The organism is Paenibacillus sp. DP01 (assembly GCF_044784315.1).
GTDB classification, from domain to species: domain Bacteria; phylum Bacillota; class Bacilli; order Paenibacillales; family Paenibacillaceae; genus Paenibacillus; species Paenibacillus polymyxa.
This window is the reverse complement of record NZ_CP173059.1, coordinates 4577258-4603985: the sequence shown is the minus strand read 5'-3', so window position 1 is coordinate 4603985 and position 26728 is coordinate 4577258. Positions and strand designations below refer to the sequence as shown.

Genomic DNA, 26728 nt, shown 5'->3' with positions numbered 1-26728 from the left:
CCGATATAACTTTGAGTCTAGAGAACTATTTTCTACGTAAATTTACCTAAAGGAAGTGGAAAAAAGATGTTGAAAAAGAAATGGCTCATTACCCCTATGGTTGCGATGGTTCTGTTTTTTAGTCAATCCGTACTGGCGGCAAATACGTTTCCTGATGTGGACGGTACAAAATATGAATGGGCTGCCGAATCCATTCGTTCGATGGTCGACAAAGGTGTTGTCAGCGGCTATAAGGATGGGACATTCAAGCCAGGCAAAACCATAACAAAAGCGGAATTTGTCCATATGTTTCATAAACTTTTTCCAGAAATCAATTATTCAGCTGGTAAATCTTCAGAGTTTGTGGATGCGCGCAAGCACTGGGCGAATAAAGATTTTGCAGCCATATTCAATGGAGATTATGTTTGGCCGTTTGCTGAAAGTGTAGGGGCCGGGGCCGATTATCCAAACTATCAATTCTATGTCAAGCCCGACAAACCGCTGACCCGGTGGGATATGATGATGATTGCTTCAGTTCGAACAGACTATACTAATCAGACTCTTCATCCTGAGATTGCCGAAGTCATTTCCTCAGCTGCGCAGTACAACGATATCAAAGTTCGTAAGGCAAATTACAAAGACAATTTCTCTGCCTACTATCCGGTACTGTACATCGACCAAACGGGAGAAGAGTACTCCTATGATGGAGATTCCCAGGATCAAAAGGCAGAAGCATTCTACACCCTTACCAAGATGGGCGTCTTTACCGCTGACAATGGATACCTTCACCCAAGAACGCAGGTCACACGGGCCGAAGCTGTTACTGTTTTACAGCGTTTGTACGATGCCACAACCAAGAAGTGATTTAACAAGATTGTAAAAAGGAAGAGCGCTATCCCTAAAAAGGCTAGCGCTCTTTCACTTACGCCGTGTCACTTGATTTAATCACGAAGATTCTTGCCGTTGCAGTCTACCTGTCTTAGTCAGATTTGGTATCCAAGGCGGATTCGCGATTAATCTAATTTTACCGTGCTACAATGCCCTGAAATGATCTTCAATGCCCCATCTATATTGTTCAACACCTGTCCAAAGTGATTCACGAATATAAGCTTATTATGAATAAGCTCATCCAAGATCTTCACATCACTAGCTACATTGCTTTACGCAACTTTTCCTCTTGTTCGATGATTCGATAATTCTGCACATATGCCCTATTGCTTCAAATCAGTAAACAGCTCCTGCGCAGTACGCACAAATAACTGTACAGCAAGTGAAGCATTGTGTAGAGAGGGGATAGCGATACCGATTTGACGCGTGATCAGAGGCGTGGTTTCCTTGACGGTCAGATCATGGGGGAACGTGGATAAGGCGAGTGAAGAGACAATGCCCATACCTAGTCCTTGTCGGACCATGCTGACGAGGGTGCTGATATTGTGAGTAATGAATTGTGCCTGCAACTGACTCTGCTCACGTTCAAAACCTTCCATAATGGCGACCTCGTGTCCACCTTTACAAAAGATCATCTCCTGTTGATTCAAGTCTCGGATGGCGATTTTGTCGTGCGATTGAAAAGGGTGACCGTCAGGCAGGAGAATAACCATGTCATCCTGACATAAAGGAATTACATCTACCTCAGGGTCTGGCAACAGGATGATTCCCGCTTCAATTTCTCTGGTATGTACCCACTCCTTGACTTCATTCGTGGAACCTTCGTGTAAATCGAAAACAAGGTTCGGATAGTGCTGACGAATATGATCAATAATCGGGGGCAGAAAATAGGCCGAGGCAGAAGGAAAGGCACCAATCGTGATCGTACCCACATCTAAGCCTTTTTCAGCGGCCACCTGCTGCTGCACCTTTTCCATGCTTTGCAGCATCATGCGGAATTGCAGCAGCACCTTGTGTCCGATATCTGTCAGGAGCACGCCTTTTTTTCGATCGCGCAGCAATAGCTGGACATCGAGCTCGTTCTCGATACTGGCGATGGCATGGCTGACCGCAGGTTGCGTCATATGCAGCTCATGGGCAGTTTGGGTAAAGTTTAGTGTTTCCGCTACGCGAACAAAGATCATAATCTGAGTAATAGTCATAAGTGAAAAGTTATCTCCCTTATTGAAAACATTCATTTTATTTATTAGTGACCACAGTATAAGCTAGTAAAGCAAAACTTTGCAAACGGTGCTGTTCAGATTTTAGTCGTAAGCAATGCGCAATGAAATTCTAAGGAGAGAGACATCTATGAAAAAATTAACGCCTAAAGCTACGTTGTGGCTTGTCTTGATATTAGTGATGGTATGGGGGATCAACTGGCCGTTGACCAAGCTGGCCTTGCCAGATACGCCGCCGATATTTTTTTCGGGAATCCGCACGCTGCTGGGTGGTGTGATTCTGCTGTTGTTCGCTATGCGTAATCGGAAAACCTTACGCCTTAGACAAAATGCGTGGACATATCTTGTGCTGGCTATATTTAATATTGCAGGCTACTATGGCTTGCAGACGGTAGGACTGCGTTATTTGCCTGCAGGATTATTTTCCACTTTGGTATTCCTTCAACCGATCTTGTTGGGATTATTCTCCTGGCTGTGGTTGGGAGAGCGTATGTTTCCTCTGAAGGTCATTGGACTGGTACTCGGTTTTGGTGGAGTGATCGTGATTAGCTCAGGCGGAATGGCAGGTCATTTGTCTGTGCTGGGCATTGTGTTGGGGCTAGCCTCGGGACTGTGCTGGGCGCTCGGAACGATTTATATGAAGAAAAAAAGCAAACAACTGGACTCCATTTGGGCGGTGACGATGCAACTCATTTTGGGAGGGATCATACTCAACGGGATTGGGTTTACGACCGAGAAATGGAGCGATATCCACTGGACAGCCTCCTTTATCGCGATTCTATTGTTTATTTCAGTATTCGTGATTGCGATGGGCTGGATGATTTATTTTAAGCTAATCGACAATGGGGATGCAGGAACCGTCGGCTCATATACGTTTATGATTCCGGTGCTATCCACACTCTTTAGTATGGTCATGCTCAGAGAGTCCCTCACTTTGACATTTGTAGTGGGGTTGGTGCTGATTGCAGGTAGTGTGTATTTGGTAAATACATCTTCTCCCGGAAAGCGAGCGAACCAAAGCTCGAAGGCTAATGAAACGAATTCCTGTACAAATACTTAGAAAATATAGAATTAGGAAAAATATACTAGAATATCAGAGAGGGGAATAGTAAAATATGACTATATAAATAGAGAGGAAGTTTGGTATGGGAGAGTTAAGCGGTCATACTCAGTCTGTGGAGCCACAACCACAGCCTATTCGTAAGCTGGCAGTTGTAGCAACGGTCATTTCTGGAGTAGCTGTACTAGGCTGTATAGCCTTGGCGGTATGGAATTATAATCTGAATACGAAGGTTAGTTCTTTAACTATAGCGAATGCATCGCTAAAACAGACAACACAAGCCTTAACCAAGCAACAAAATGATACAGAGGCCCTACTTGGAAAAGTAAAATTAGCAGCCAACCTGTCATCCATAACACATGTGTTAGAGCAGACATCTGTCGTTACAGATGATTTTGTATTGGAAAAAGTGACTTTTGATGTGGCAGAGGATGGCAAGTTGAAGGGTGTGCTACTGAATGTGAACAACCAACCTAATCTCGGTTTTGGCGGTGCTTATCAAGGTTATGGCAAATATAATATGTCTTCTGCTGCATTGACGAAGAAGGCAGAGGAAGTCATCGACATAGCTATGAAAGAGTACAGTACATCTGACAAGCTTCCGGTATGGGATAAGAATACGAAGGTGGAAATGACGGTTCAAAATTATCCGCTTGGTAAGCGGGAAGGCGGCACTTTTAAGCTCACTGGTCAGCAATAGGAGGAACCTAACGTTAATCCGATGCTGGGCATTACAGATTTTTGTCTTATGGAATGTAAATTGAGCGGGGGAGCTAATAAATGGACAGATATACACCTACAGCGAGGGAACGCTGGCAGATGAAACAGAGTGAGCCGCAGCCGCAGGGCTGGGTGCTCGCTCTATTTGGTTGGATTTTTTCAAGTTTGGGGTTCGTATTTAGTTTTTTTGTCATTGGAGGCTTGTTTGGGCTTATAGGTCTTGTTTTCGGAATTTTGACTAGAAAGATGGAACAAAGAAACACGCAAGGCATCCTGATTATCGTCATCAGCTCCGTTGCCATTGGCATTGGCCTATTGATTTTTATGATTTTTTTCGCGCATGGTTTTGTAGAAGGTCTGAGAGAAGGTTATAATGAGCATTATTAGGTCAGGGAGGTAACACCATTGAGTGTCATTATTTCACAGCAAATCTCGGCAACGGGTGTGAAGGAATATACGAAGGTGATGAAAACATTTGATTCCCCTTTTACACCTTTGGTTGGACAGAAAATCAGGGATACGGCATTTGGCGATATGCAATATTATGATGTCGAGGACGTATTTATTGATCTAGCGGAGAATGAGTACTGGGTAATTCTACCTGCGATTTTGCTGCATACAGATGATATTGAGGATATACGAGATGCTGTGCGTGAGTATCGTTCACACGGTTGGGAATGTACGAAGCCTTTATAAATGCATACTGCTTAAGCATCTACACGGAGACGTCTTTCTTTTGCGAGATAGGCGTTTTCTTGTGTATTTGTGTACAAACTATTCCTAATGATTGGCATGAAAAGAAAGAAATTATGCTGAAAATGCGCAAAATGTATCATTTTTTATCATAAAACGACAAGTTGGGAAATGAAAACGGACTTAATGTGTTATACTTAGTATATCAAAGGACAAGAGTCTAAAACGACCGGTAAGGCCCTTTCTTTGAAGAGCCTCTGAATGGTTCAACGTTTATCCAAAATAAATGGTCAAAAGGAAAAGGGGAAATGCTAACGTGAGAGTGAATTTGAAATTTACGAACAAAGGGCAAGTTGCAGTTGAGAAGTTCAACAATGAGGAGCTTATCGAAATCTTTAGCCGCTACATTAAAACGTTATGCAAGAAGTATGATATCTCGGTTACGGTACCTGAGGATCTGAACGAGCAGATTTTGGAAGAGGGCACCGTGAAGGTCGTGCTGGATAAGATTAATTGTGACATGGACGCTTTTTTCAAAGAGCTGAGTCGGGATATCAAGGTGCCGCTGGTCAAACGATTGGGTACCAAACTGGATAACGTGTTTAAGACCGAGGTCGTGGAGCAAGAACAGAGCTAAGAATAAGCGAGACCCAATGAGAATTTGCATTATGAAATCATAAAACCTCCCGAATGGGGCGCATGGCTAGGCAATGTGCTCGTTCGGGAGGTTTTATATGCTTAAGCTGCTCTATTTAGGAGATAACATGCATGGCATGTCTGCACCTTTTAGCGTGTTGTTGTGGACGTAAGGCGCAGTTTGGCTAAATCAAACGGAGGCACCAGCCCTTCCTGCGCAGCGCGACCGAGTAAGGCTTCAATGGCGGCATAACCGCTGTCGCCCAAATTGGCGGTAAAATCGTTCACGTACAGGTCGATATGCGATTGGGCGACATCGGGTGATAGCTCTTGCGCATGAGACAATACATATTCACGCGAAGCTTCGGGATGTTTCCAAGCATATTCGACAGAGGCACGTATCCAGTTGGTGATCGCATCCAGATCCAGTGTACGACGGGCAATAATAGCTCCGAGCGGGATTGGCAGCCCTGTATCTTCTTCCCACCAGTTCCCTAGGTCAACTTGCTTGCTAAGTCCATAGGACGGATATGTGAAGCGTGCTTCATGAATCACCAATCCTGCATCTATCTCTCCGTCACGGACAGCAGGCATAATTTGGTCGAACGGCATCACGACGATCTCGCCGACACCTCCAGGCACATGCTTGGCCGCCCATAGACGGAACAGCAGATAAGCGGTGGAACGTTCACTTGGAACAGCTACACGCTTGCCGGATAGGGCTTCCGGACCTTCGACGGTGGAACCTTCCTTAGTCAGCACGAGCGGTCCACAGCCCCGGCCCAGTGCACCACCACAAGGCAGCAGGGCGTATTCATCCAGCACCCAAGGAAGTGCAGCGTACGAAATTTTCATGATATCAAGTCCGTCTGGTGTGATCGCCAGATTGTTGGTGATGTCGATATCGGCGAATGTAATGTCCAGCGCGGGTGCGCCCGAAATCAATCCATGCGCCAAGGCATGGAAGACAAAAGTGTCGTTAGGACAAGGTGAAAAAGCAATTTGCATCTATATAACCTCCGTTAATGTAGAAAATGCGGCTTCCAACGCTTGCAAAGCCTCTTTGATTCGCCAGGATGCACGGTCACGTGGACCAACAGCATTGGAAATCGTGCGAATCTCCATCATCGGCAGCTCGAACCTGTTGGCCGCCACGACTACTCCGTAACCCTCCATCGCTTCGGCAGCAGCGCCGGGAACGCGTTTGGCTAGGCGTTCCGCTGTAGCCGCTGTGCCGGTGGCCGTCGAGACGGTCAGGATCGGTCCGGCGACGGCCGTCTGGCCAGCGTCACGCAACGCCTGAACGAATCGCTGCGCGGTGGCAGCGTTCACGACAATGCGGCTGGAGCCAAAACCCAGCTCGTCCACGCTGCTGAAGCCCTCTGCCGTCTCTGCCCCTAAGTCGGCGGCAATAATCGCGTCAGCAACGACGACGCTCTCCAGTGCAGCGACCTTCACGAAGCCGCCTCCAATTCCAGCGCTAATGACCAGACGGTAGCCGCCAGTGGCCAGTGCCAGCGCGGTTGAAGCCGCTGCGGACGGAGCGCCTACACCGGCCAGCTCGACCACAAAGCGAGTGTCGCCTTTCAGGCCGCGCAGCACAGCCTCTCGTTCGCCTTCAACCGCGGTCATGACCAGGATGCGCCCATCTGATGTTGTATGCTCCATCGGTTGATTCCCCTTTAAATTTAGGTAATATGCTTTCTTATCATACTGCTTTTCCAAACGATGTTCAAAAAAAGTCGACAAAAAAAGCGCTCTATGGCGCTTTTTCGGAGAAAACTGCAAGATTCAACAGATATGAAAATTGGTAGATTAAACATATAACCATTCTAATCTGGAAGAACAGCGCAGACATAGCATATAATAATTATATCGGCTGATCCTTCGTGATTAGCTGAAACATGGTGATATTGCGGTCATAATGGCTTGGGGTCCCATCCTGATTGCGCACCCGAATCATCTCGCTACTGAACAATTCGATATAACCACAGCCTATCTCACAGTATACGCCCGCAGGGTCCTCTTGCCAGACCGAAACGAGGTGTTGAGACAGCGCCGCGGTAAAAAATTCGATGTTTTTTTGCAGTACGCGTGGCGTTTTCTTGGGTTCCATAATGTAAATCCTCCCTATATCATGCCATTTGAAAATCAGCAATTGAACGTGGCTACTACACATCTTAATGAACTTAATCAACTGAAAAAGGTACGGTTCGTCATTCTACTCTATGAAACAGACGTAAACACTGTACCGCTTAATGCTATTTTTGTAAAGCATCCGTTTGACCTTTTCAACATCCATTGTGTGTTTACACACATTTTACATTGCGTTTACACTTCTGTGATGCTAGTGCGTTTCATCTAATAGTACAATAAAGGGTAACTATACTGCATGAAATTGATGGAGGCCATATGTTGATAGAGAGTCAGAAGAAGGATAAAGCCGGGTCAGAACGTTACTTTAACCGAGATTTAAGCTGGATTGAATTTAATCGTCGTGTGCTCCAGGAGGCTCAGGATGCAGATACACCGTTGCTGGAGAGAGCCAAATTCTTAGCAATTGTGTCCAGCAATTTGGATGAGTTTATGGCTGTTCGTGTTGCAGAGACGCGCGAGAAGATCAAGGCGGGTTTTATGCAAAAGGATTTTACGGGTTATACCCCTTCCGGTTTGTACAAGCGCCTGATCAAGCGTACCGTCTCCATGGTATCCGAGCAATACCGGACCTATCGTGATATTTCTCGCCTATTGACGAAAAAAGGTCTTTTGCTGCTTGAATATAATGATTTAAATACGACACAGCGCAAGTCGCTGGATGCATATTTTCATGAAATTATATTTCCGGTGCTTACACCGATGGCGGTCGATCAAAGCCGTCCTTTTCCACTGGTTCATAATAAATACGTATATTTGGCAGTTGTCTTGAAACGTCCAGGAGATACGGAGGAGGATAAGCCGCTTTTTGCCATTGTGCAGGTGCCTTCCAATATTCCGCGTGTCGTTTCGGTGCCGTTACGTTCCAATAGCAAGAAGAAATCATTTATTTTAATTGAGGAACTGATTAAGCATCATATACAAACGTTGTTTTCTGGATATATCCCCGAGGCGGTTCATGCCTTTCGGGTTACGCGTAACTCTGATTTGTCCATTAATGAAGAAGAGATCGAAGATTTGCTCGAAGAGATTGAAAAAGAACTGCGTCGAAGACGGCGGGGAGCACCGGTCAGACTGGAAGTGGAAAAAGGGATTAATCCCTTTGCCCTGATGGAACTTCAACGCGAATTCAAGCTGTTCGATCATGTATTTGAGATCGACGGGCCGTTAGATCTGACGTTTTTGTCGTCTTTTGCCGATCATTTGGAGGGGTATTCGCATCTGAAATTTCCGGCAATCAAACCATTGTATCCGGAAGAACTGCCTCCGCAAGAGGATATCTTTAACGTACTTCGCAAACGGGACGTGCTCGTGTACCATCCGTATGAATCGTTCGATGCGGTAACTGATTTTATCATTGAGGCATCAGAGGACCCGGATGTAATGGCCATTAAGATGACCCTGTACCGTGTCAATGGAGAATCGAAGCTCATTCCGGCTCTGGCACGTGCAGCCGAATCGGGTAAGCAGGTGACCGTAGTGGTCGAACTGAAGGCGCGTTTTGACGAAGAACGTAATATTGCTTGGGCGCGTACGCTTGAAAAAGCTGGCTGTCATGTAGTATACGGGTTGGTCGGCTTGAAAACACACGCCAAAATTATTCTAATAGTACGTCATGAACGTAATGTGCTCAAACGGTACGTGCATGTGGGAACTGGCAACTATAATGAAAGTACGGCACGTGTATATACGGATATCGGGTTATTCACAGCGGATCCGGTGCTGGGTGAGGATGCCTCTGAGCTGTTTAATGAAATCACGGGCTTCTCGGCGCTCAAGACCCCGCAAGCTTTCACCGTAGCTCCGACGGGAATGAAAAATAAGCTGTTCGACCTGATCCGCAGGGAAGCGGAGCAAGCACTTGCAGGCAAGCCAGCCCGTATTATTGCTAAAATTAATTCTTTATCCAATCAGGAAATGATTGATGAACTATATGCGGCTTCTCAAGCAGGTGTGAAGATTGATTTAATCATTCGAGGGGTCTGCTGTTTACGCCCTGGAGTGGAGGGCTTTAGCGAGAACATTCGGGTTATCAGTATTGTCGACCGTTTCCTAGAGCATTCCAGACTGTTTTACTTTGAAAATGCAGGTCATTCGGAGCTATTCTTGTCCAGCGCGGATTGGATGACTCGCAATCTGACTCGCCGGATTGAGCTGATGTGCCCAATTTATGACGACCGAATCAAAGAAATGCTAGTGGATATTTTACGTTTATCCTTGAAGGATAATGTAAAAGCACGCCAGCTTCTGCCGAATGGCAGCTATCAATTTGTAGCCAGAAACAACGAAGAGGCTCCCATCAGGAGCCAATTCGAAGCAATGAAGGTTAAAAACTGGAAGAAGGAAGAATGGACCACGACAACGTAAGATTCCAGGCCTTTTGAAAATCTTTTGCGACAGCCACCAGCTCCCGTTGCTCCAGAATCGGTTCACTCTTGCTTTCCAGGCGAATATGCAGCGCATCGTCTCCTGTCGTGGGATGGATGCCGGAGATGATGCCGGATTCGCTACGATCCATACCGATTGCTAGCTGGAGCAGCGAGCCGAGCCGGTGTACACGTTCTTCGTCGGAAGGCTCCAAAATATCTGCATGTGTGCGCAGCAAGCGGGGGGTCCGGTTTTTGGGGTGGTAATCAGCGATCAGCGCGGCTAGCACTGTTTCCCGGTGAGATAAGCCGCCAATGCCTGCGTGCAAGATCCAGAACACGGAATGCTGGCGGAAGTGATAGTAATTCAAGGCTGCGCCTGTTTTGTAAAGAGTTGCTGCGGTCAGTAACAAGCGTTTGTCCATAGCGATTGAAGGTCCCTCAGCTAAAGTGTCATAGAGCCGGACGGCGTACTCGTTAACCCGCTTGACATGCGCTTCGCTAACCGGGACAGCAAACGACAAGATATTGCGAATGGACGCGATGAGCGGATTAGCCACCACAGGCTGTTCAGCGTTGACTAGCTCATGAAACAGGCCGTCTCGCAGACCCGCTCCACTGACCAAATACGCGGAGCCTTGAGCAGCTTCAAAAATCGTTTTCAATATAATGAGACCCGGTACGATAATGTCGGCTCTGTCTTTGGACAGGCCGGCTGTTTTTTTGCGTTTTTCATAGGGGAGATGAGGCAGACTGCTATAAAAATAATCGACATCTTCTATTGTCATTTCGTAATGGTGTGTCACAGGAAGCGAGTAATCCCGCCGTTTCTGATTGATTTTAGCCAAAGTACGGAGGGTTCCACCCAGCCCGATAAACGGCAGACCCGGATTGGAGAAGATCCAATCATGGTTTTGCAGTGAAGAACGGACAAAGCTCTCCATTTCTTCAATCTGTCCAGGAGACCATTCGCCATTCTTGACCTCACGTCCAAAGCGCCAATTCATATTGACTGCGCCAAAGGGAAATGAAACTGTATGCAGCCGTGTTCGATCCCTGAACAGCGTAATTTCGGTACTGCCGCCCCCGATGTCAATAATAATGCCGTCACTCACATTCATTGTATTCACTACGCCCAGAAAACCGGCATAGCCCTCTTGCTCCCCGCTCAGGATTTCCAATGTTAGATTTGTCTCTTCCGCAATCCATTGAACAATTTCGTCCGAATTGGCCGCATTGCGGATGGCCGCTGTTGCTGCTGCACGCATACGAACAACCCCGTGCATACGGCAAACTTCCATAAATTGGCGTAGCAATGGAGCGATGCTGCGGATTGCTTCTCGTTCCATACGGCCGTTGGCCCCAACCTTTTCGCTCAGTCGGGCAGCTTCTTTGCATTCCTGCACAATTCGATAAGCACCTGTCTCTGTCATTTCATAGATCACGAGACGTATGGAGTTTGAGCCAATGTCCATGATGCCAATTTTGCTATTCATGAGTTGACCTCCTTGTTGAAAGAAACAATTTGCAGCAAATTCAACTGCTCCGTTCTAAATGGTATTCAGATTATTGTCATTGTACCAGTGTTGTCCGGTGCATGCTACCGTTCGTCATGATCTTGTCGAAATAGACACATGATCCTGACAATCACCCAAGAATAGCACACCTCTATTGAGTATGTATAAGTATAGCTGACGGCGAAAGGAGAGAATTAGATGAGACAACTTGCAAGCAAATGGCTAAAGACGAAGGCGCTCCTCCATCATCCACATACCGCCGTTTATATACCGGAAACCTGTCTATATAGTGAAGAACAATTGCGCATAATGCTGCGGCGGCATGCTTTTGTATTTATAAAACCCGTAAGAGGAGGCGGAGGTGTCGGAGTCATGCGCGTGGCAAAGGAGGGGAACGGCTACACCTGTACGCGTATGGAACAAACATATCGGTTCAGCCATTTTAGAGCGCTTGTGGCCGGAATCAATAAGCTCCGAATCCAACGTCCGTATCTCATTCAGCAAGGTATTCAACTAGCAAGTATCCAAGGTAGACCTGTTGACTATCGAGTCAAAGTCGTAAAGGAAGGGGAAAAATGGGAGTTTCGTGCAGTGGTGGCGCGTCATGCTCGTCCCGGACTGGTCATAACGAATCTGTGCAAAGGAGGAACTTTGCTGAAGGGAACAGAGGCACTTCGAATGATATATCCGCGACGGCTAGCTAGACGAAAGCGGCGGGAGATCGTTGAACTTACACAGCACTGTATTCCTATACTTGAAAGAAGATTTCCAGGGATCGGACAACTGGGATTTGATTACGGGCTTGATTGGAATGGACGGGTATGGATTTTAGAGGTAAACACAAGACCTCAATAAATTCAGGTTTTCTTCAAAAAGTTTCCATTATAATCTATTAACAAGATGCTAAATATAATATATTTGTATAAACATAAAAAAAATTTTTTTTGCGTTTAATCGCCAAAATTCTGTGTATAAATATTGTCCACATTATCCCCTGTCACATATAAGGGTTAACGACACTTACCAACAATTTATACACAGGATTTCCACAATTGACTGTGGATAATAGAACGCTTGTTCCGTTTTTGGTATTTTGATAGAATAGATTTTGAAATAAAAGGAAAGGTTGTGTCGAGGATGGCTATGCTGACGGATGAAATGCTTTTGGATTCCTATCAGATGGCAATCGAGCTTAAACTTGAATGTGACTTCATTGCACTGTTGCTGGCTGAAATTCACAAAAGAAATCTAGAGATGAATACAGCCGTAGTCCTTCATTAGACCGGACAAGCTCTCGTACTGCGACTGTAAAGTCATTCAGGGTTCGGATGACTTTACGGACAATCACTGCAACGAATAGGCACACCGTGAAAAAGGGTATTTCACTCCAAAGGTTCAAATCTGGAGTAAAATACCCTTTTTTGTCATAGTCTAAATTAACTACAATTTCATGTTACTGCTGTGTCCGGGAGACAACTTGGCGTCTGGATCTACATAGACCTTGGCGTTGTTGACTGCTGTAGGAGCTTCACCAAAACCAACCGCGATCAGCTTAAGCTTGCCTGGATAGGTAGTGATGTCTCCTGCAGCGAAAATGCCAGGAATATTCGTCTCCTGACGAGAATCGACCACGATGGAGTTACTTTCGATTTCAATTCCCCATTCAGCAATTGGACCAAGTGTGGATACAAATCCAAAGTTAACGATGACATCGTCCACTTCGATTTCCTGAGTTTCTTTGGTTTTTACATGAGCAAGAGTGACCTTTGTAATCGTATCTTCCCCATGCAATTCTGCAATTTCCGTTGGTGTAATCACGTTTACTTTGGAAGCGAGGAGGTTCTCGACACTGTGTTCATGCGCGCGGAATTTGTCACGGCGGTGAATCAATGTAACCTGTTCTGCAATCGGTTCCAGCATAAGGGCCCAGTCTACAGCAGAGTCACCGCCGCCACTGATTAGCACCTTACGACCTGCAAATTTGCTCAGGTCGCTGACAAAGTAATGCAGGTTCGTTTTTTCAAAACGATCGGCACCTGGAAGCTCCAGTCTGCGTGGCTCGAAAGCACCCACGCCAGCGGTAATGATAACCGCTTTACCATGATACTCGCCACCTTTGTCTGTTTTGACGATGAAGTGGCGTTCTTCTTTCTTCTCTAACGATACGACTTTCTCTTCTAGCTGCACCTCTGGATTAAAATGGTTCATTTGTTGAACCAAATTGTTGACCAGTTCCTGTGCAGTCACTTTAGGAAAGCCAGCAACGTCATAAATATATTTTTCAGGATAAAGGGCTGCAAGCTGGCCGCCCAGTTGGGGCATACTTTCAATTAAGGTGACGGATGCCTGACGCATTCCTCCGTAAAAAGCGGCGAAAATACCGGCTGGACCGCCTCCAATTATGATCAGATCGCGGATCTCCGCACCTGTGGATTGAGCTGTCACTCTAAAAACACCTCCGAAAGGGATAGTATGAATTGTAGATATTGAATCAGCCGCATAGAGGTTCAGATAGCCGCCGAACGTATGATTCACTGCTTATCATTATAAACTGCTGGGTTCTTCTTGCAAAGTTAAAGCGATTAATATTTGATGAAGACTTTCCGGTGAGTATAAGTTAACCGTGTTAAGAGAAAAGCTGTGAATATTGAATGATTATGTATATCGGAAGGGGTAGAAGCATGAGCAGTATTCCCAAAATTGTCATTGTGGGCGCCGGATATGGCGGTATATTGACGGCTCAGCAATTGCAAAAGGAGCTCAAGCACAATGAGGCAACTGTCACGCTAATCAACCGTCATGATTACCACTATATTACGACACATCTTCACATGCCTGCGGCAGGCACGGATACGATTGAGCATTCGAGGATTCCGATTGCGCAGCTAATCGATGAGTTCAAGGTGGATTTAGTTAAAGGAACAGTGAAGGAAATCATACCAAATGAGAAAAAAGTCGTGCTGGAGGATGGCTCGCTATCCTACGATTATTTGGTCATCGGATTAGGTGGGGAGCCGGAAACATTCGGAATTCCAGGGATGGATCAATTCGCACTGACGATTCGCAGTATTAACTCTGTGCGCCTGATTCGAGAGCATATTGAATACCAGCTGGCCCTGTATAAAAATGACGGTAAGCCAGGTCGCCTAAATTTCGTCGTAGGGGGCGCTGGTTTTAGTGGCATTGAGTTTGTAGCGGAGTTGGCAGATCGACTGCCACAGCTGGCTAAAGCTTACGACATCGATTTTAACCGAATTCAAATCATTAACGTCGAGGCAGCTCCTACAGCATTACCAGGGTTTGATCCTGAGCTGGTGGAGTACGCGATGGATGTCCTCAAGCGTAAAGGGGTTAACTTCCGTATTGGAGTCCCGATTAAGGAATGCCAGCAGGATGGTGTAATTGTCGGTGAGGGTGAGAAAATTGAAGCCTGCACGGTCGTCTGGACAGGTGGAATCCGTGGAAACGGATTGATCGAGAAAGCCGGATTCGAAGTGATGCGCGGAAGGGTGAAAATCGACGATTTTCTGCGTGCACCGGGTCATGATGATATTTTCATTATCGGGGACAGTTCCCTGATGTTTAATCCGGAAGGCCGCCCTTATCCACCGACTGCCCAAATTGCAATGCAGCAAGGAGTACTTTGTGCCAAGAATCTGGCCGCTACGCTCCGCAAAAAGGAGCTTCACAAGTTCGTATTCTCCAACAAGGGTACGGTTGCATCCCTTGGAAAAGGCGAAGCTGTCGCCGTAGTAGGTAAACGAAAAATCAAAGGCTGGGTGGCTGCACAGTTGAAAAAAATTGTGGATCTACGCTATCTGTTCATCATTGGCGGCATTCCACTAGTACTGAAAAAAGGGCGGTTTTTCTAACGTCAGAAGGTTTCCATGACTCCTTGAATGGAGCTTGGAGACCTTTTTTATTTAGGTGAACGAAAAAAAAGGTATTGACTCATAACTATTCGACGACGTATAGTATGGTTACTAATTATAGAGGGGGAGCTTCACGTTGAATTCTGATTTTAAAATCAATGCCGATCCCAAGAGAATAAATTTATTGACTGAAAAGTTTCCAAATGTGGACTCCCAATCGTTGAATACGTTCGTACTTTTCGTGCAGGCAGCACATGAAGTGTACAATGGAGTGTCTTCCAGACTCTCGGAATATGGGTTATCTGTAGGCAACCTGAAAATTTTAGTGCCATTGTTTTTACATGAACGTGCATTGACTCCATCAGAGCTGGCTGAATATTCAGGGGTTACTCGTTCAACAGTAACCAGCGTAATTGATAAGCTGGAACGGGACGGCATCATCCGCAGAAGTACGCTGACGGATCGACGTATGACCGCGATCTCCTTGACTGATGAAGGAAAACAGTTAATGACGGAAAAAATTCCGATGTTCATCCAGCTTTTTTCGGATTTAATGAATGAATTTACAAAGGAAGATCATGTTCTATTTGCTACGTTATTAAATAAGCTTTCCTCAGGACTTGAACGGATAAAACGGGAATGATCAAATTTCCCGGCTTAAATAGTTAGACGTCGTATTATCAGGTTCCTTATTTGTTTTTGACTATTATTTTTTAACGATTATTGGTTAAATCATCATGAAGGAGAGTTTGTTGCAATGAATAAAAAGATCATTGTGTACGTGCTACTTGTTGTCGCATTAGGTACTGGAGGTACGCTGATGGCAATGAGCGGCAAGGATGCTGTGAGTATGGCAGCCCAACAAAAAAACACACTGCTTACGGCAGATACCGTGAATGTTGCTTTTCAGGGTGTAGGGGGAAGAGTAAACACGATTGAGGTGAAGGAAGAACAACAGGTGAAAAAAGGGGATGTAATCATGACTCTTGATCCTGTAGACCTTGATTTGCAAATCGAGAAATTAAAAACGGATATCGCACAGGTTGATGTGAAAATAAAACAGGCTAAAGACGGGCTGCAAAATCAGTCGGAGAAAATTTCAACTTCAGAAAAACAGGGACAATTGGACATTCAAGCCGCGCAAGCAGGAGAGTCCTTATTAAATCAAGGAACACGTGCGGAGGATATTCTAAGACAAAAGCTGGCTATTGAAGCAGCACAGCAATCGTTGGACGCAGCTCTGACAGGAGTAGAGACAGCCAAAAGGAATGCGGAAATCGCGCAAAAAACAGTATCATCCAGACAACAGGCTCTGGACTTGGCTAATGTGAATTACAAGCGTATCAAAGCGTTATATGATGCCGGAGCTGGAACCAAAGCAGAACTGGATAACGCCAAAAACCAACTGGATAATGCCCAAATCTTGTTGGATACAGCTAAGGATCAGGTTGAAATTTCTAATAACCAGATTACAGCGGCTAGCAAACAATCGGACATTGCTAGAAATGGGATCGCTCAGCAGCAAACCGCTTTGGATAAAATGGAGGCTGGCGCAACGGCTGAGGAACGCCAGCAGGCTCGTATCAAAACAGAAAAAGCCAAGGAAGCCTTGACTCAAACCTCGCAAACACGTAAAGATGTTAAGAATAGCGAATACAATGTGGATCTTCTGGCTCAACAAAAGCAGGCATTAAGTGTTCAACTCAAAACTTTGGAATTACAGCGGGGACGTATGGTGCTGAAGGCATCCACAGATGGTAAGGTGTCGCGTATTGTACCTAAAATGGGAGAGATCGTTTCTACGGGGGCAACGGGCGCCGTTATCGAAACCAGTCAGCTATACTACGATATTTATGTGGGTGAGGATTCCATGTCACAGTTTAAAGCTGGGGGAAATGTGACTTCGCACGTTGTAGCTTTAGATAAAGATGTCCAAGGCAAGGTGAGGTACATCACTTCTGCTCCTCAGTATACCAACATGAGAATGAGTCGGGACAAAGGTCTGTCGGATATAAGCTCCTTCCAAGTACGGGTGGATGTTCAGCGCACATCTGAATTATTACCTGGAATGACGGTAGAGGTTGTGACGAAATGAAGGCGTTTATAGAAGAATGGAAGCTGTTGATCAGCGGTAAGATGGTTTTTGTTATGCTGCTCGTTCCTATCATAGTAGCTCTAGCCTTTGGATTTGTTTTTAAAAATAATCAGCTTAACGATGCCTCTATAGCTGTAGTCGATTTAGATCATAGCAGTTATAGCCGACAGCTTATTAATAAATTAGATGCATCGCAGTATATTGATGTACGCCATGTGCAAGAGAATGAAGCCGATCCGAATTTACTCTTATATAATGAAAAGTTTTTTGCGGTGATTTACCTCCCAGCTGGGTTGGAGGAAAATAGGATCAAAGGAGTTCAGAGCAACATCGGTTTTTATGTGGATAATACGGTAGGTCAGGCTACTGGAAATCTACGCTCGGCAGTCACAGAGATTATGGCGACGGAAAATGCGATGCTGGCTGGGGGTGGATTAAAGGGCATGGGAATGAGTGACAGCCAGGTTACAGGGCTTACTTCTAATATGCTGCTTCAGCAGCGCCTGTTATATAATCCTACCAATGCTACTTTGATGACCTCGGTTATGGGATTCATTAATACGGTCATGATTTCATTGATTGGTGCTACTGTACTGACAATCGTTCCGCGATTGCGGGAGCAAGGAAGATTAAAAGAGGAGCTTCAGCATTCGTATAGCTTGATTCTTAGGGTGTTACCGTATGCGTTAGTAGGATGTGTGTCCTTTTACCTGTCCATTGGTTTACTTAAGCAAATTGGGGGATTACGCTTTGAAGCGAATGTATGGCAGCTCAGTATTCCATTTTTCCTATACACGATTACGTTGAGTTTGTTTGCGATGGTTTTAGGGTGGAATGCTGCGAATCCTGGAAAAGCTTCCTCACGCCTCATGCTAATTATACTGCCTTCGTTTTTACTGAGCGGTGCTCAATTGCCCGTGGCTATGCTGCCTCCATCGCTGCAATATGTAAGTAACATTCTCCCATTGACCTGGCATTTCAAGTTTTTGAGAGGTATGGGCTTCAAAGGTGGGAGCTTAAAATATTTTATTCCCGAGTTGGGAGGCTTTTTGGTCTTACTAAGTGGTTTGCTGCTTATTATCTTTATTTTGATTGCTCTGGAGAAAAGAAAGCTGGCGAAAAGTGAGAATACATCCGTAGTGGTGGAGCCGGTGATGCAATAATCTGTGCTATTATTCCTTGGTTTATTACCTGGGCAATCATAAAAAAAATACATTTTATCAGGCGCCCGTGCGGGGGCCTTTTCTCTTCTATTATAGTTTTAGATCTTATAAAAAAAGGATTCCGTCGTCCCGAAAGTGGGAGTTCACGAAATCCTCGGTTTTTTTCAGTAAAGAGTTGATGTCTGCGTCTTACAGCTTCAGCATGTCTTCAAATGTTTCTTCATTCAAAACGCTGCCGACATAGAAGGAACCGAATTCACCGTATCGGGCACTCACTTCATCAAAACGCATTTCGTAAATTAGCTTCTTGAATTGAAGTGCGTCGTCGGAGAACAGGGTCACGCCCCACTCCCAATCGTCGAAGCCGATGGAGCCTGAAATGATTTGCTTTACTTTGCCAGCATAGCTGCGTCCAATTAAACCGTGGCTGCGCATCAAGGTGCGACGCTCGTCCATCGAAAGCATGTACCAGTTGTCATCCAGATCACGTTTCTTGTTCATTGGATAGAAACAAATATAACGTGCCTTGTTTAATACAGGCTTCAGGCGCGCGACAATTTGTGGATTTTGCATTGGATCTTCTTCCTTGCTCAAATAATTACTCAGTTCCACCACACTTACATAAGAATAAGTTTTGGTCGTATATTTGGCGAAGGTTGTTTTGTTGAATTCATTTTCCAATTTATTGAGGTCTTCCAGCGTTTCACGCAGGTGCAGCATAACAAAATCAGCCTTTTGTCCGACTACAGTATAGACAGCTGAGCTGCCCAGACCTGCTTCCTCGGTAACGCTCCATTCCTTCATAAACTCTTGAAGCTCGTCCAGTGCTCCCGCGCGCTCTTCATCGTCTGCAGTTTTCCATGCCGTCCAGTTGATGGACCGGAAATCGTGAAGCGCGTACCAGCCTTCCAGTGTGGAGGTTACTTCGTTGGGTGTTGCTGGGGTTTGTTGAGGTTGATGTTGATTCACGATCTACACTCCTTTACGATCTGTAAATGTAATCGGCTTAGCCGAAATATGTGTACTTCCGTATATCGTTCCTGTATCCAATACGTGATGTTTAACCATTATATTGTAGCTCAATTTGGAGCTTTTCACCAATGAAAGAAGTGTGAAGAATATTATTTTTCCATGATGCAGGTCACAAAAGTCATAAAATAGTTAGTATTCTCGAAAAAAGAAGAACTCGGACGAATAAGGCTGCCAAAAAGGAGGACAATTGCCCTTATTTTGTTGGTCCCACCCGAGGGCAAGTATGATAGAATAGAAAAACATCTTGGAGAACGTTATGTCAGGAAAGGAAGAATGTCGGAATGCGGATGAAAAACCTGCTGCACTATACTGAGAACCACCGCTACTGCGTTTATCGGGAATTTGGCTTGAGCGCACTGGATGAATTGATGCTGGGAAGTGTCTATCAGCCGATGGTAGGCGCATTTGCGGTCAGTCTATATCGACTGTTGTTCCAGCATGTGCCAGTCGGACAGATTGGTTATTCGCCGTTGGAACAGCAACGTCGACTTTTTCTGACACTGGGACTGGAGCCAAGTGAGAAGGGACGCAAGTATTTGATTGAACAGACCTCCAAGCTGGAGGCTGTCGGTCTGTTGCAGACGTCCAGGTTGTATGCGCCCGAAACGGACGATTATATGTATGAATATGAGATGCAACCACCGCTCGCACCTGCTGAATTTTTCAGAACGCAGCACCTTACCCTTTTGTTGAGAGACAAAATCGGTAAGTTTGCAGTGCTTTCTCTGAGAGAATCGTTGTGGAGCAGGGAATCTAGCGAATGGTCGCAATCTTCCCATAATAAAGAGAATATATCGGTTCCGTTTTATGAGCTGTTTGAGCTGAACACCCATGTTATAGATTATGAGCTGGAACAAGCGCTGTCCGAAGTATCCACGAGCCGCCAGACTGGAGCATTAGCGTCCGAATCGGAGGAAGCTTTGAACTATGCAGATATTATTCTTCGTTTTCCGCGTGAATCCGCCAATCGCAAACACGTGGAGCGTCTTCGATTTGAACACGAGCAACTGGGTATGGTCAATTACGTGGTCCGTAAATTTGATCTCTCTGTACAGGATATCAGCCGCTTACTGGATGAGGACGGCATTTTTACCGAAGCAGGTGACTTATTGCTCGACGAGCTTCAGCTTCGGGCTAGCCAACACTCCAGGCAGGAACGGAAGCGTCAGGAGGAGCAGCAAGTGCAGGCCGCCAAAGTGGTTGCCTTGCGACAGAGGGAAACTTCCACACCTGAAGAGCCGCCTGCAGAGCAGGCTGTGGAAATGGAATTTTATGTAGAGGTTCCCCCACAATTCACAGCCAAGTGTGACATTCACCAATATAATATGATGCTGCGCAACGAGCCTTATCGCCGTTTGCTGCAAACCTTTTTCCCCGGCACGGTTCCCGGTAACCTGCTGGATATATTCGAGAAGATTGATATCAGCTATAAGCTGCCTGGCGAAGTCATCAATGTGCTGATCCATTATTTAATGTCACTGCTCGTATCGGGGAGCGATCAGCGGATTAACCGCAACTTTGTCGAGGCCGTTGCCTCCAACATGCTGCTGAAGCAGGTAAACACTTACGAAAAAGCTGTTCAATATATAAGGGATCAAGCCAAGGTAAAAGGAAAACAGTCTACTGCTTCTTCCTCCGGGGGCAGATCCCGCACGTATGCCAAAAACAATGGGCCTGCCAAGCCGTCTATTCCGATCGTACAAGATCAGCCTTCCGAGGAATCCGTATCCGAGGAGGAATTGGATGAACTGCTTCGCCTGGCTGAACGACTGCAATCCGGTAAACAGAAAAAGGTGTAATGTAAGCCAATTCAATAATGTGTCGACTTTATGGCGGTCGGCAGCGAAGCGTCAATCGCCCTCCATAACTCTGCACATTTTAGAAAGGAGGAGCATTCTTGGAATCACTCGGTGATTTGCTTCAGCAGATGCAGAACCCTTCGTTTCGCCAACGTACTCGTAGCGTAGCCGATCAGGTTCTAAATGATCCGCTGGTGAAGGAATTTTGTGCTGCACATCCTGATGTAGACGAAACGCAATTGCGACTTAATATGAGTATGCTCTTTCAGTATACCCGGGATCGTCGAAATTGCGACAACTGTCCGGGACTGGAACAGTGTCCTAACGATTTCCAGGGTCACTTTTGCAAGCTGGGCGTGGAGTATCCCAATGGAACAGCGGAAATGGTGGACATTCGGACCCCGTGCGCCAAGCTAGTTGCCTCCCAGCATGAACAACGAGTGCGTCAACGAATTAAAAGCTTTTATGTGGATGAGCGCGCGTTGTTGGAAGGATATAATGCCGTTGAGATTGCACGCAAGGATTTGCAACGCGTGCCCGCAGTAAATCAGGTATTCCGCTATATTGAGGAAACCAAAAGGCAGGGTTTATTAAAAAAGGGGCTGTACCTGGAAGGTACGTTTGGTACGGGAAAAACCTTTTTGATGGGCTATCTGTTGCACGAGTTGGCTCTGTCGGGTTTCAACGGTGTGATTGTGTACATGCCTGATTTTGTGGAGGACTTAAAATCCATGATTCAGGATGGACAGAAGCTCAAGGAAACGACTGAAATGCTTAAAAATTGTGATCTACTTGTATTTGACGATATTGGTGCTGAAAATTTGAGTCCATGGGTACGGGACCATGTAATGGGCTCCATTTTGAATTACCGAATGAACCGCAAACCGACCTTTTATACTTCCAATTACTCGCTGCAAGGGCTAGAGAAGCATCTTAGCTTTACAAGCAAAGACGGAGAGGAAATGTACAAGGGACAACGCTTGATGGACCGGATTCGTCCTTTTGTAGATGTCATTACCGTCAAGGGGAAAAATCAGCGAGGATAAGCGGTCATCTGCCTACTCTTTTGATATCTTACAATTAAAAGACTATTGTGATATAATTAATAGGTGTCGAAACAGACATTACAGGTTATAATAATCTTGACTTTTCTATAAAGGAGGAACATACAATGGCAATTGTTAACGTGTCCGATCAATCCTTCAACGCAGAAGTCGAAGGCACAGGAACCGTTTTGGTTGATTTTTGGGCGCCATGGTGCGGTCCTTGCAAAATGATCGCTCCAATTCTGGAGGATCTGTCTACAGAAGTTGGCGATAGTGTCAAAATCGCGAAGGTGAACGTGGATGAAAATCCAGAGTCTGCTTCTCGTTTCGGCGTGATGAGTATTCCTACCCTAATCGTCTTCAAAGACGGACAGCCTGTTGATAAAGTGGTAGGTTTGAACTCCAAAGAAGCATTGAAAAGCATGCTTACTAAACACCAATAATCATGGAATGTGACCCATGCTCCTGCGGGGGCTTGGTGGAGCGCCATGAACAGTCAATGCCTCCGGTTATATATACCGGGGGCGTTTTTGTGCATTATTCCTATATAATATAAGTAGTAAGTTGAGCAGTCATTAAGAATGGAAGGAGGAACCGGGCGAATGAAATCCTATGCGGAGGACTTGCAGAACCAGGAGAAGGCGCTGGAGAACATACGGCACAAATTAGCATTGTTGCCGGATGCATCAGGATGTTACCTGATGAAGAACAGCGAAGGCACCATCATTTATGTCGGCAAGGCCAAAGTGTTGAAAAACCGGGTCCGTTCCTATTTTACAGGTAGCCATAACGGCAAGACGCAGCGACTGGTTGCTGATATTCGTGATTTTGAATATATCGTTACAGGCAGCAATATGGAGGCGCTCATTCTGGAGTGCAACCTTATTAAAAAGCACCAACCACGTTATAACGTGCTGTTGAAGGATGATAAAACCTTTCCGTACTTGAAAATTACGAACGAGGCACACCCCAAGCTGGAGGTAACCCGTCGCGTTCTGAAAGATAAAGCGAAATATTTTGGACCGTACCCCAATTCCTACGCGGCACATCAGACGAAAAAGCTGCTGGATCGTATGTATCCGTTACGCAAGTGCGGTGTAATGCCAAAAGAAGTGTGTCTGTATTATCACATGCATCAGTGCTTGGGACCTTGTGTGAAAGAGGTCGAGAAGGAAACATATGATCAGATCAGTCAGGAGATCGGTTCCTTTTTGAGCGGGGGACATGAGGAAATTAAAAAGGACCTCCAGCGTAAAATGCAGGAGGCCGCAGAGGAATTGTACTTTGAGCGTGCCAAGGAGCTGCGCGATCAGATTATAAGCATCGACGCGATGATGGAAAAGCAGAAAATCACCACATCTGATGCGAAGGACCGAGATGTATTCGGCTTTTCGGTAGATAAGGGCTGGATGTGTGTACAGATTTTATATGTCCGCAAGGGTAAAATGATCGAGCGCCATATGTCGACTTTTCCTTTCTACGGTGAAGCTTACAGTGATTTTATGTCCTATGTGACGCAATATTACAGTGACAACCCGGCAGTGCCGCAGGAGATATTGTTGCCGGACTCTCCTAAGCTGATGAAAGCAAAATCGACTGATGTCGATCAACCGATTGCAGCAGAAAGTGAACTTTACAGTGCGATCACAGCTGAGACTGCCAGCATTACAGATGAGGGAGCAGCACAAACAGAGTCAGACCGTTCTGCTGACCCACTGCGGGTAGCCGAAGCACGAGCGTTATATGCAGAAGGAACGATTCAAGACCCAGTTGGTGACCAAGCAGCCGGGGAAAAAGAACCCGAAACAGAAACAGAAACAGAAACTCAACTATCCGGTGGATTAGAGGACCCAACGGCGGCAGCTCTCGCTTTGGCTGAATGGCTGGATGTAAAGGTACTTGTGCCGCAGCGTGGGCTGAAAAAGCAAATGACGGGGATGGCGACGGAAAATGCACGTGTTGCTTTGGATGAGAAGTTTAAACTGATCGAGCGGGATGAGGAACGGACCTCCAAAGCTGCAAGCAATCTGGGACGTGCCATTGGGCTGGATAGTCTGCATCGGGTAGAGGCGTTCGATAATTCCAACATTCAGGGTTCCGATCCAGTGTCGGCCATGATCGTCTTTATTGACGGTAAGCCTGCCAAGAAAGAGTATCGAAAATACAAGATCCGTTCTGTGCAGGGACCAGATGATTATGAAACGATGCGTGAGGTTATTCGGCGCCGATATGAACGTGTACTGAAGGAAAATCTCGATCGTCCCGATTTGATCATTGTTGATGGTGGTCGTGGACAAATAAAAGCGGCAACCGATGTATTGGAAAATGAGCTGGGATTGTTTATTCCTGTGTGTGGTTTGGTGAAAGATGCCAAACACAGAACTTCCCAATTACTGATGGGGGATACATTTGAGGCCGTAACACTTGCACGCAACAGCGAGGAATTTTATCTGCTGCAACGGATTCAGGATGAGGTTCACCGTTTTGCCATTACATTTCACCGTGAGCAGCGCGGCAAATCGATGGTAACTTCCCAGTTGGACTCCATTCCGGGCATTGGAGAGAAACGACGTAAGTTGCTGCTCAAGCATTTTGGATCGCTCAAAAAAATAAGAGAGGCCAGCGTCGAAGACTTCCGGCCTCTCTCTATTGGGGATAAACTTGCTCGTCAGATTATAGCTGCCCTTCGGGAGGAGGAGTCGTAGAATACGGCTCCTCTTTTTTCACGGGTTCAAACATGATTCGATTAGGTCTTTTAGGACTAAACCAGTAAATGATGTAGCCTACAATAGCCGGAAGTAAGATCCAGAATAGACCTGCGCTCACATTCACGGTGTCTCCCAAACTGATCACACTAAGCCCCATTAATATGCTGTCAAAAATAACGTGGCTGAACATGGCAGCGATAAAGCCGTAACGCAGGAACACGAAGCTAAACAGCAAACCAAGAAAAGTCAGCTCAATAGGTCTTGAAATCACTGGATAGATTGGATAAAGCGTATGTCCCAGTGCCCAAATAAGCGTAGTAATCAGACAAGCAACAAACGTATTTTTGACTATTTTTTTTACCATCGGAATACCAAATAGACGGTAAACAGTCTCTTCTCCAATACCTGCCATCCAGGCCATAATCGGTAGTAGCCATGGATAAGCCATATTGTAAGGGGATTGCGTGGCGTCTGTAGTGGAGAACGTATTAAATGTACGCTCCAATACAAAGAACAAAATGGATTGTACGCCGAGTAAAATGAAGGCCCACAAGTAACCGACATACATACTGCGAAGCACATACAGCCCGTAGCCCGGCTCTTTGGCCCGTGGCCATGCATTGAGTCCAACCTGACGCATAAGCCCGTCACCACCAACCAAGGAGAAGTAGAGGGCTACAGCCATGAAGAAGGTAACACCGACCTGGAATACCATAAGAAATATAAGCATGCCCTTACTGCCTGCTTCAGCTTGTAATAAAGGCAGCATGTTCATGGTCCCAGCTATACTAGCAATAAAATAAACAATGGACAGAAAAATACCGCGTACAAATGAAGTATGTCGTCGGGTGAGTGACGCATACACAATGGCAAGTACACCCAGGACAAAGCTAAATAGGGCATAACCCGCATAAGTCATCCAATTCGCCCAGTATGTTTGATTTTTAACATAGTCGGTATAAGACGAAGGGGCTGAAAAGCTTTGGGTAAATGAGCGAACATCCCCATCTTCAAAGGTAAAAGCCAGCGTAAGTACCGAGGCGCCGATTTTCTTTTCGTCCACGGTATATTTTAATCCACCTTCCCCCTCAGTGGTCGCAAGCTTCAATTCCGATGGCTTAAAGCCAAAGCGTTTGATCCATTTTGCTGCAGCCTGTTCCTTGGCTTCAAGCGTCATGTCGCCCTCAGCTATACGTACAAGCTTGCTTCGTGCTTGTTCATCTGTAGAAACATCAGCCTGTGTGTAATTGGTGCTGGAGGTGATCCGCTTAAAGCTAACGACCTTCCCAGTGGATAAATCCACATGAATTTGCAGCTTGCCCTTCGCTGAGGAGTCAGGCAAATCAACCCGAAAGGTTTCATAAGGATAATTTTTTTTCCATGTACGATCGTACGCTTGAAGCAGTTTTTCTCTGGATAAATAACCGTACAAATCTGTTTCAGCCTGATAGGTCACGACAGGCTTCTCTGGCTGTGATTCCGTATAGCCCAGCTCGGAACGGGCAAAGTCCAGGGCGTGTACGATCGCTTCTTGTTTGCTGATGACCTTTGCATTCATCAATGATTCCGGACTTGGATTGCTAAGCGAGGGAATAAGCAATTGAAAGATAAAAAAGCAAATCAGGCCAACCCCGCCCAGCAAGCCTAATTTTTTGAAGTTGGCCGTGAGCACGACCGGTTTCCCGATAGGATTCATGAGTTTCCTCCTTAATCTGTAAATAAGAACATCCATTAAAGATATCATACTGCACAGGTTCCCGCCAACAGACCAGCGATATTC

At 45.8% G+C, this 26728-nt stretch carries 25 protein-coding genes; 17 read left to right on the top strand and 8 right to left on the bottom strand.

Going from position 1 to position 26728, the window contains the following annotated elements; translation table 11 throughout:
• Positions 1–66 precede the first annotated feature (66 nt).
• Positions 67–843 carry an S-layer homology domain-containing protein gene (locus tag ACH59B_RS20220; RefSeq protein ID WP_103042571.1) on the top strand — a complete coding sequence of 259 codons (777 nt, stop codon included), beginning with the start codon at positions 67–69 and terminating at the stop codon, positions 841–843.
• A 347-nt stretch (positions 844–1190) separates the two neighbouring features.
• Here the strand turns inward: ACH59B_RS20220 and ACH59B_RS20215 are convergent, their stop codons facing one another.
• Entirely contained in the window at positions 1191–2069 is an 879-nt protein-coding gene (locus ACH59B_RS20215; RefSeq protein ID WP_017427288.1) for a LysR family transcriptional regulator, read from the bottom strand.
• A 148-nt stretch (positions 2070–2217) separates the two neighbouring features.
• On the opposite strand from ACH59B_RS20215, the gene ACH59B_RS20210 reads away from it, so the two are divergent.
• The 5 genes from ACH59B_RS20210 (at position 2218) to ACH59B_RS20190 (ending at position 5197) form a co-directional block, all read left to right on the top strand.
• Entirely contained in the window at positions 2218–3147 is a 930-nt protein-coding gene (locus ACH59B_RS20210) for a DMT family transporter (RefSeq protein ID WP_117289226.1), read from the top strand.
• An 85-nt stretch (positions 3148–3232) separates the two neighbouring features.
• Positions 3233–3847, top strand: coding sequence for a hypothetical protein (locus tag ACH59B_RS20205; protein ID WP_025365760.1), 615 nt, complete (start codon positions 3233–3235; stop codon positions 3845–3847).
• 80 nt (positions 3848–3927) lie between these two features.
• Positions 3928–4254, top strand: coding sequence for a hypothetical protein (locus ACH59B_RS20200; RefSeq protein WP_242211298.1), 327 nt, complete (start codon positions 3928–3930; stop codon positions 4252–4254).
• A gap of 18 nt (positions 4255–4272) precedes the next feature.
• A complete protein-coding gene (locus ACH59B_RS20195) occupies positions 4273–4563 on the top strand; it encodes a hypothetical protein (protein ID WP_019688524.1) in 291 nt (96 codons plus the stop codon).
• A 313-nt stretch (positions 4564–4876) separates the two neighbouring features.
• Entirely contained in the window at positions 4877–5197 is a 321-nt protein-coding gene (locus ACH59B_RS20190) for a hypothetical protein (protein ID WP_013372898.1), read from the top strand.
• 149 nt (positions 5198–5346) lie between these two features.
• Here ACH59B_RS20190 and ACH59B_RS20185 read toward each other — a convergent pair whose 3' ends face one another.
• From ACH59B_RS20185 to ACH59B_RS20175, 3 genes are all read right to left on the bottom strand, one after another.
• Positions 5347–6204 (bottom strand): 1,4-dihydroxy-6-naphthoate synthase, encoded by an 858-nt coding sequence (locus ACH59B_RS20185; protein WP_242211297.1) that lies wholly within the window; start codon positions 6202–6204, stop codon positions 5347–5349.
• Positions 6205–6864, bottom strand: coding sequence for a futalosine hydrolase (locus tag ACH59B_RS20180; protein ID WP_242211470.1), 660 nt, complete (start codon positions 6862–6864; stop codon positions 6205–6207).
• Positions 6865–7066: 202 nt separating this feature from the next.
• Positions 7067–7312 carry a hypothetical protein gene (locus ACH59B_RS20175; protein ID WP_016820022.1) on the bottom strand — a complete coding sequence of 82 codons (246 nt, stop codon included), beginning with the start codon at positions 7310–7312 and terminating at the stop codon, positions 7067–7069.
• A gap of 296 nt (positions 7313–7608) precedes the next feature.
• Between ACH59B_RS20175 and ppk1 the strand changes: the two genes are divergently transcribed.
• On the top strand, positions 7609–9717 hold the full coding sequence (ppk1, locus tag ACH59B_RS20170) for a polyphosphate kinase 1 (RefSeq protein WP_016820023.1): 2109 nt from the start codon (positions 7609–7611) through the stop codon (positions 9715–9717).
• Here the strand turns inward: ppk1 and ACH59B_RS20165 are convergent.
• Positions 9677–11212 carry a Ppx/GppA phosphatase family protein gene (locus ACH59B_RS20165; protein ID WP_025365758.1) on the bottom strand — a complete coding sequence of 512 codons (1536 nt, stop codon included), beginning with the start codon at positions 11210–11212 and terminating at the stop codon, positions 9677–9679. The two genes, ppk1 and ACH59B_RS20165, sit on opposite strands and share 41 nt — an antisense overlap.
• 219 nt (positions 11213–11431) lie before the next feature.
• On the opposite strand from ACH59B_RS20165, the gene ACH59B_RS20160 reads away from it, so the two are divergent.
• On the top strand, positions 11432–12088 hold the full coding sequence (locus ACH59B_RS20160) for a YheC/YheD family protein (RefSeq protein WP_017427293.1): 657 nt from the start codon (positions 11432–11434) through the stop codon (positions 12086–12088).
• 282 nt (positions 12089–12370) lie between these two features.
• Complete coding sequence (locus tag ACH59B_RS20155; protein WP_007431918.1) at positions 12371–12514, top strand: sporulation histidine kinase inhibitor Sda; 144 nt, start codon at positions 12371–12373, stop codon at positions 12512–12514.
• 159 nt (positions 12515–12673) lie between these two features.
• Here ACH59B_RS20155 and ACH59B_RS20150 read toward each other — a convergent pair whose 3' ends face one another.
• Positions 12674–13678 (bottom strand): NAD(P)/FAD-dependent oxidoreductase, encoded by a 1005-nt coding sequence (locus ACH59B_RS20150; RefSeq protein ID WP_016820026.1) that lies wholly within the window; start codon positions 13676–13678, stop codon positions 12674–12676.
• 236 nt (positions 13679–13914) lie between these two features.
• Here ACH59B_RS20150 and ACH59B_RS20145 point away from each other — a divergent pair, with 236 nt between their 5' ends.
• The 4 genes from ACH59B_RS20145 (at position 13915) to ACH59B_RS20130 (ending at position 18363) form a co-directional block, all read left to right on the top strand.
• Positions 13915–15105, top strand: coding sequence for an NAD(P)/FAD-dependent oxidoreductase (locus tag ACH59B_RS20145; protein WP_025365756.1), 1191 nt, complete (start codon positions 13915–13917; stop codon positions 15103–15105).
• Positions 15106–15241: 136 nt separating this feature from the next.
• Complete coding sequence (locus ACH59B_RS20140) at positions 15242–15748, top strand: MarR family winged helix-turn-helix transcriptional regulator (protein WP_031462160.1); 507 nt, start codon at positions 15242–15244, stop codon at positions 15746–15748.
• A 114-nt stretch (positions 15749–15862) separates the two neighbouring features.
• The gene (locus ACH59B_RS20135; protein ID WP_025365755.1) at positions 15863–17200 is read left to right on the top strand and encodes an HlyD family secretion protein; all 1338 of its coding nucleotides are present in this window, start codon (positions 15863–15865) and stop codon (positions 17198–17200) included.
• Positions 17197–18363 (top strand): ABC transporter permease, encoded by a 1167-nt coding sequence (locus ACH59B_RS20130; protein ID WP_031462159.1) that lies wholly within the window; start codon positions 17197–17199, stop codon positions 18361–18363. The genes ACH59B_RS20135 and ACH59B_RS20130 overlap by 4 nt, the downstream gene beginning before the upstream one ends.
• 189 nt (positions 18364–18552) lie before the next feature.
• Here the strand turns inward: ACH59B_RS20130 and hemQ are convergent, their stop codons facing one another.
• A complete protein-coding gene (hemQ, locus tag ACH59B_RS20125; RefSeq protein ID WP_025365753.1) occupies positions 18553–19332 on the bottom strand; it encodes a hydrogen peroxide-dependent heme synthase in 780 nt (259 codons plus the stop codon).
• 344 nt (positions 19333–19676) lie between these two features.
• Between hemQ and ACH59B_RS20120 the strand changes: the two genes are divergently transcribed.
• The 4 genes from ACH59B_RS20120 to uvrC all read left to right on the top strand — a co-directional run bounded on the left by ACH59B_RS20120 (position 19677) and on the right by uvrC (position 24945).
• The gene (locus ACH59B_RS20120; RefSeq protein WP_013372881.1) at positions 19677–21194 is read left to right on the top strand and encodes a DnaD domain protein; all 1518 of its coding nucleotides are present in this window, start codon (positions 19677–19679) and stop codon (positions 21192–21194) included.
• 98 nt (positions 21195–21292) lie between these two features.
• On the top strand, positions 21293–22240 hold the full coding sequence (gene dnaI, locus ACH59B_RS20115) for a primosomal protein DnaI (protein ID WP_242211296.1): 948 nt from the start codon (positions 21293–21295) through the stop codon (positions 22238–22240).
• Positions 22241–22365: 125 nt separating this feature from the next.
• A complete protein-coding gene (gene trxA, locus ACH59B_RS20110) occupies positions 22366–22683 on the top strand; it encodes a thioredoxin (protein ID WP_010347861.1) in 318 nt (105 codons plus the stop codon).
• A 159-nt stretch (positions 22684–22842) separates the two neighbouring features.
• On the top strand, positions 22843–24945 hold the full coding sequence (uvrC, locus tag ACH59B_RS20105; protein WP_404302468.1) for an excinuclease ABC subunit UvrC: 2103 nt from the start codon (positions 22843–22845) through the stop codon (positions 24943–24945).
• On the opposite strand, the gene ACH59B_RS20100 is transcribed toward uvrC, so the two are convergent.
• The gene (locus ACH59B_RS20100) at positions 24914–26644 is read right to left on the bottom strand and encodes a CPBP family intramembrane glutamic endopeptidase (protein ID WP_404302466.1); all 1731 of its coding nucleotides are present in this window, start codon (positions 26642–26644) and stop codon (positions 24914–24916) included. The two genes, uvrC and ACH59B_RS20100, sit on opposite strands and share 32 nt — an antisense overlap.
• Between the last annotated feature and the right edge of the window lie 84 nt (positions 26645–26728).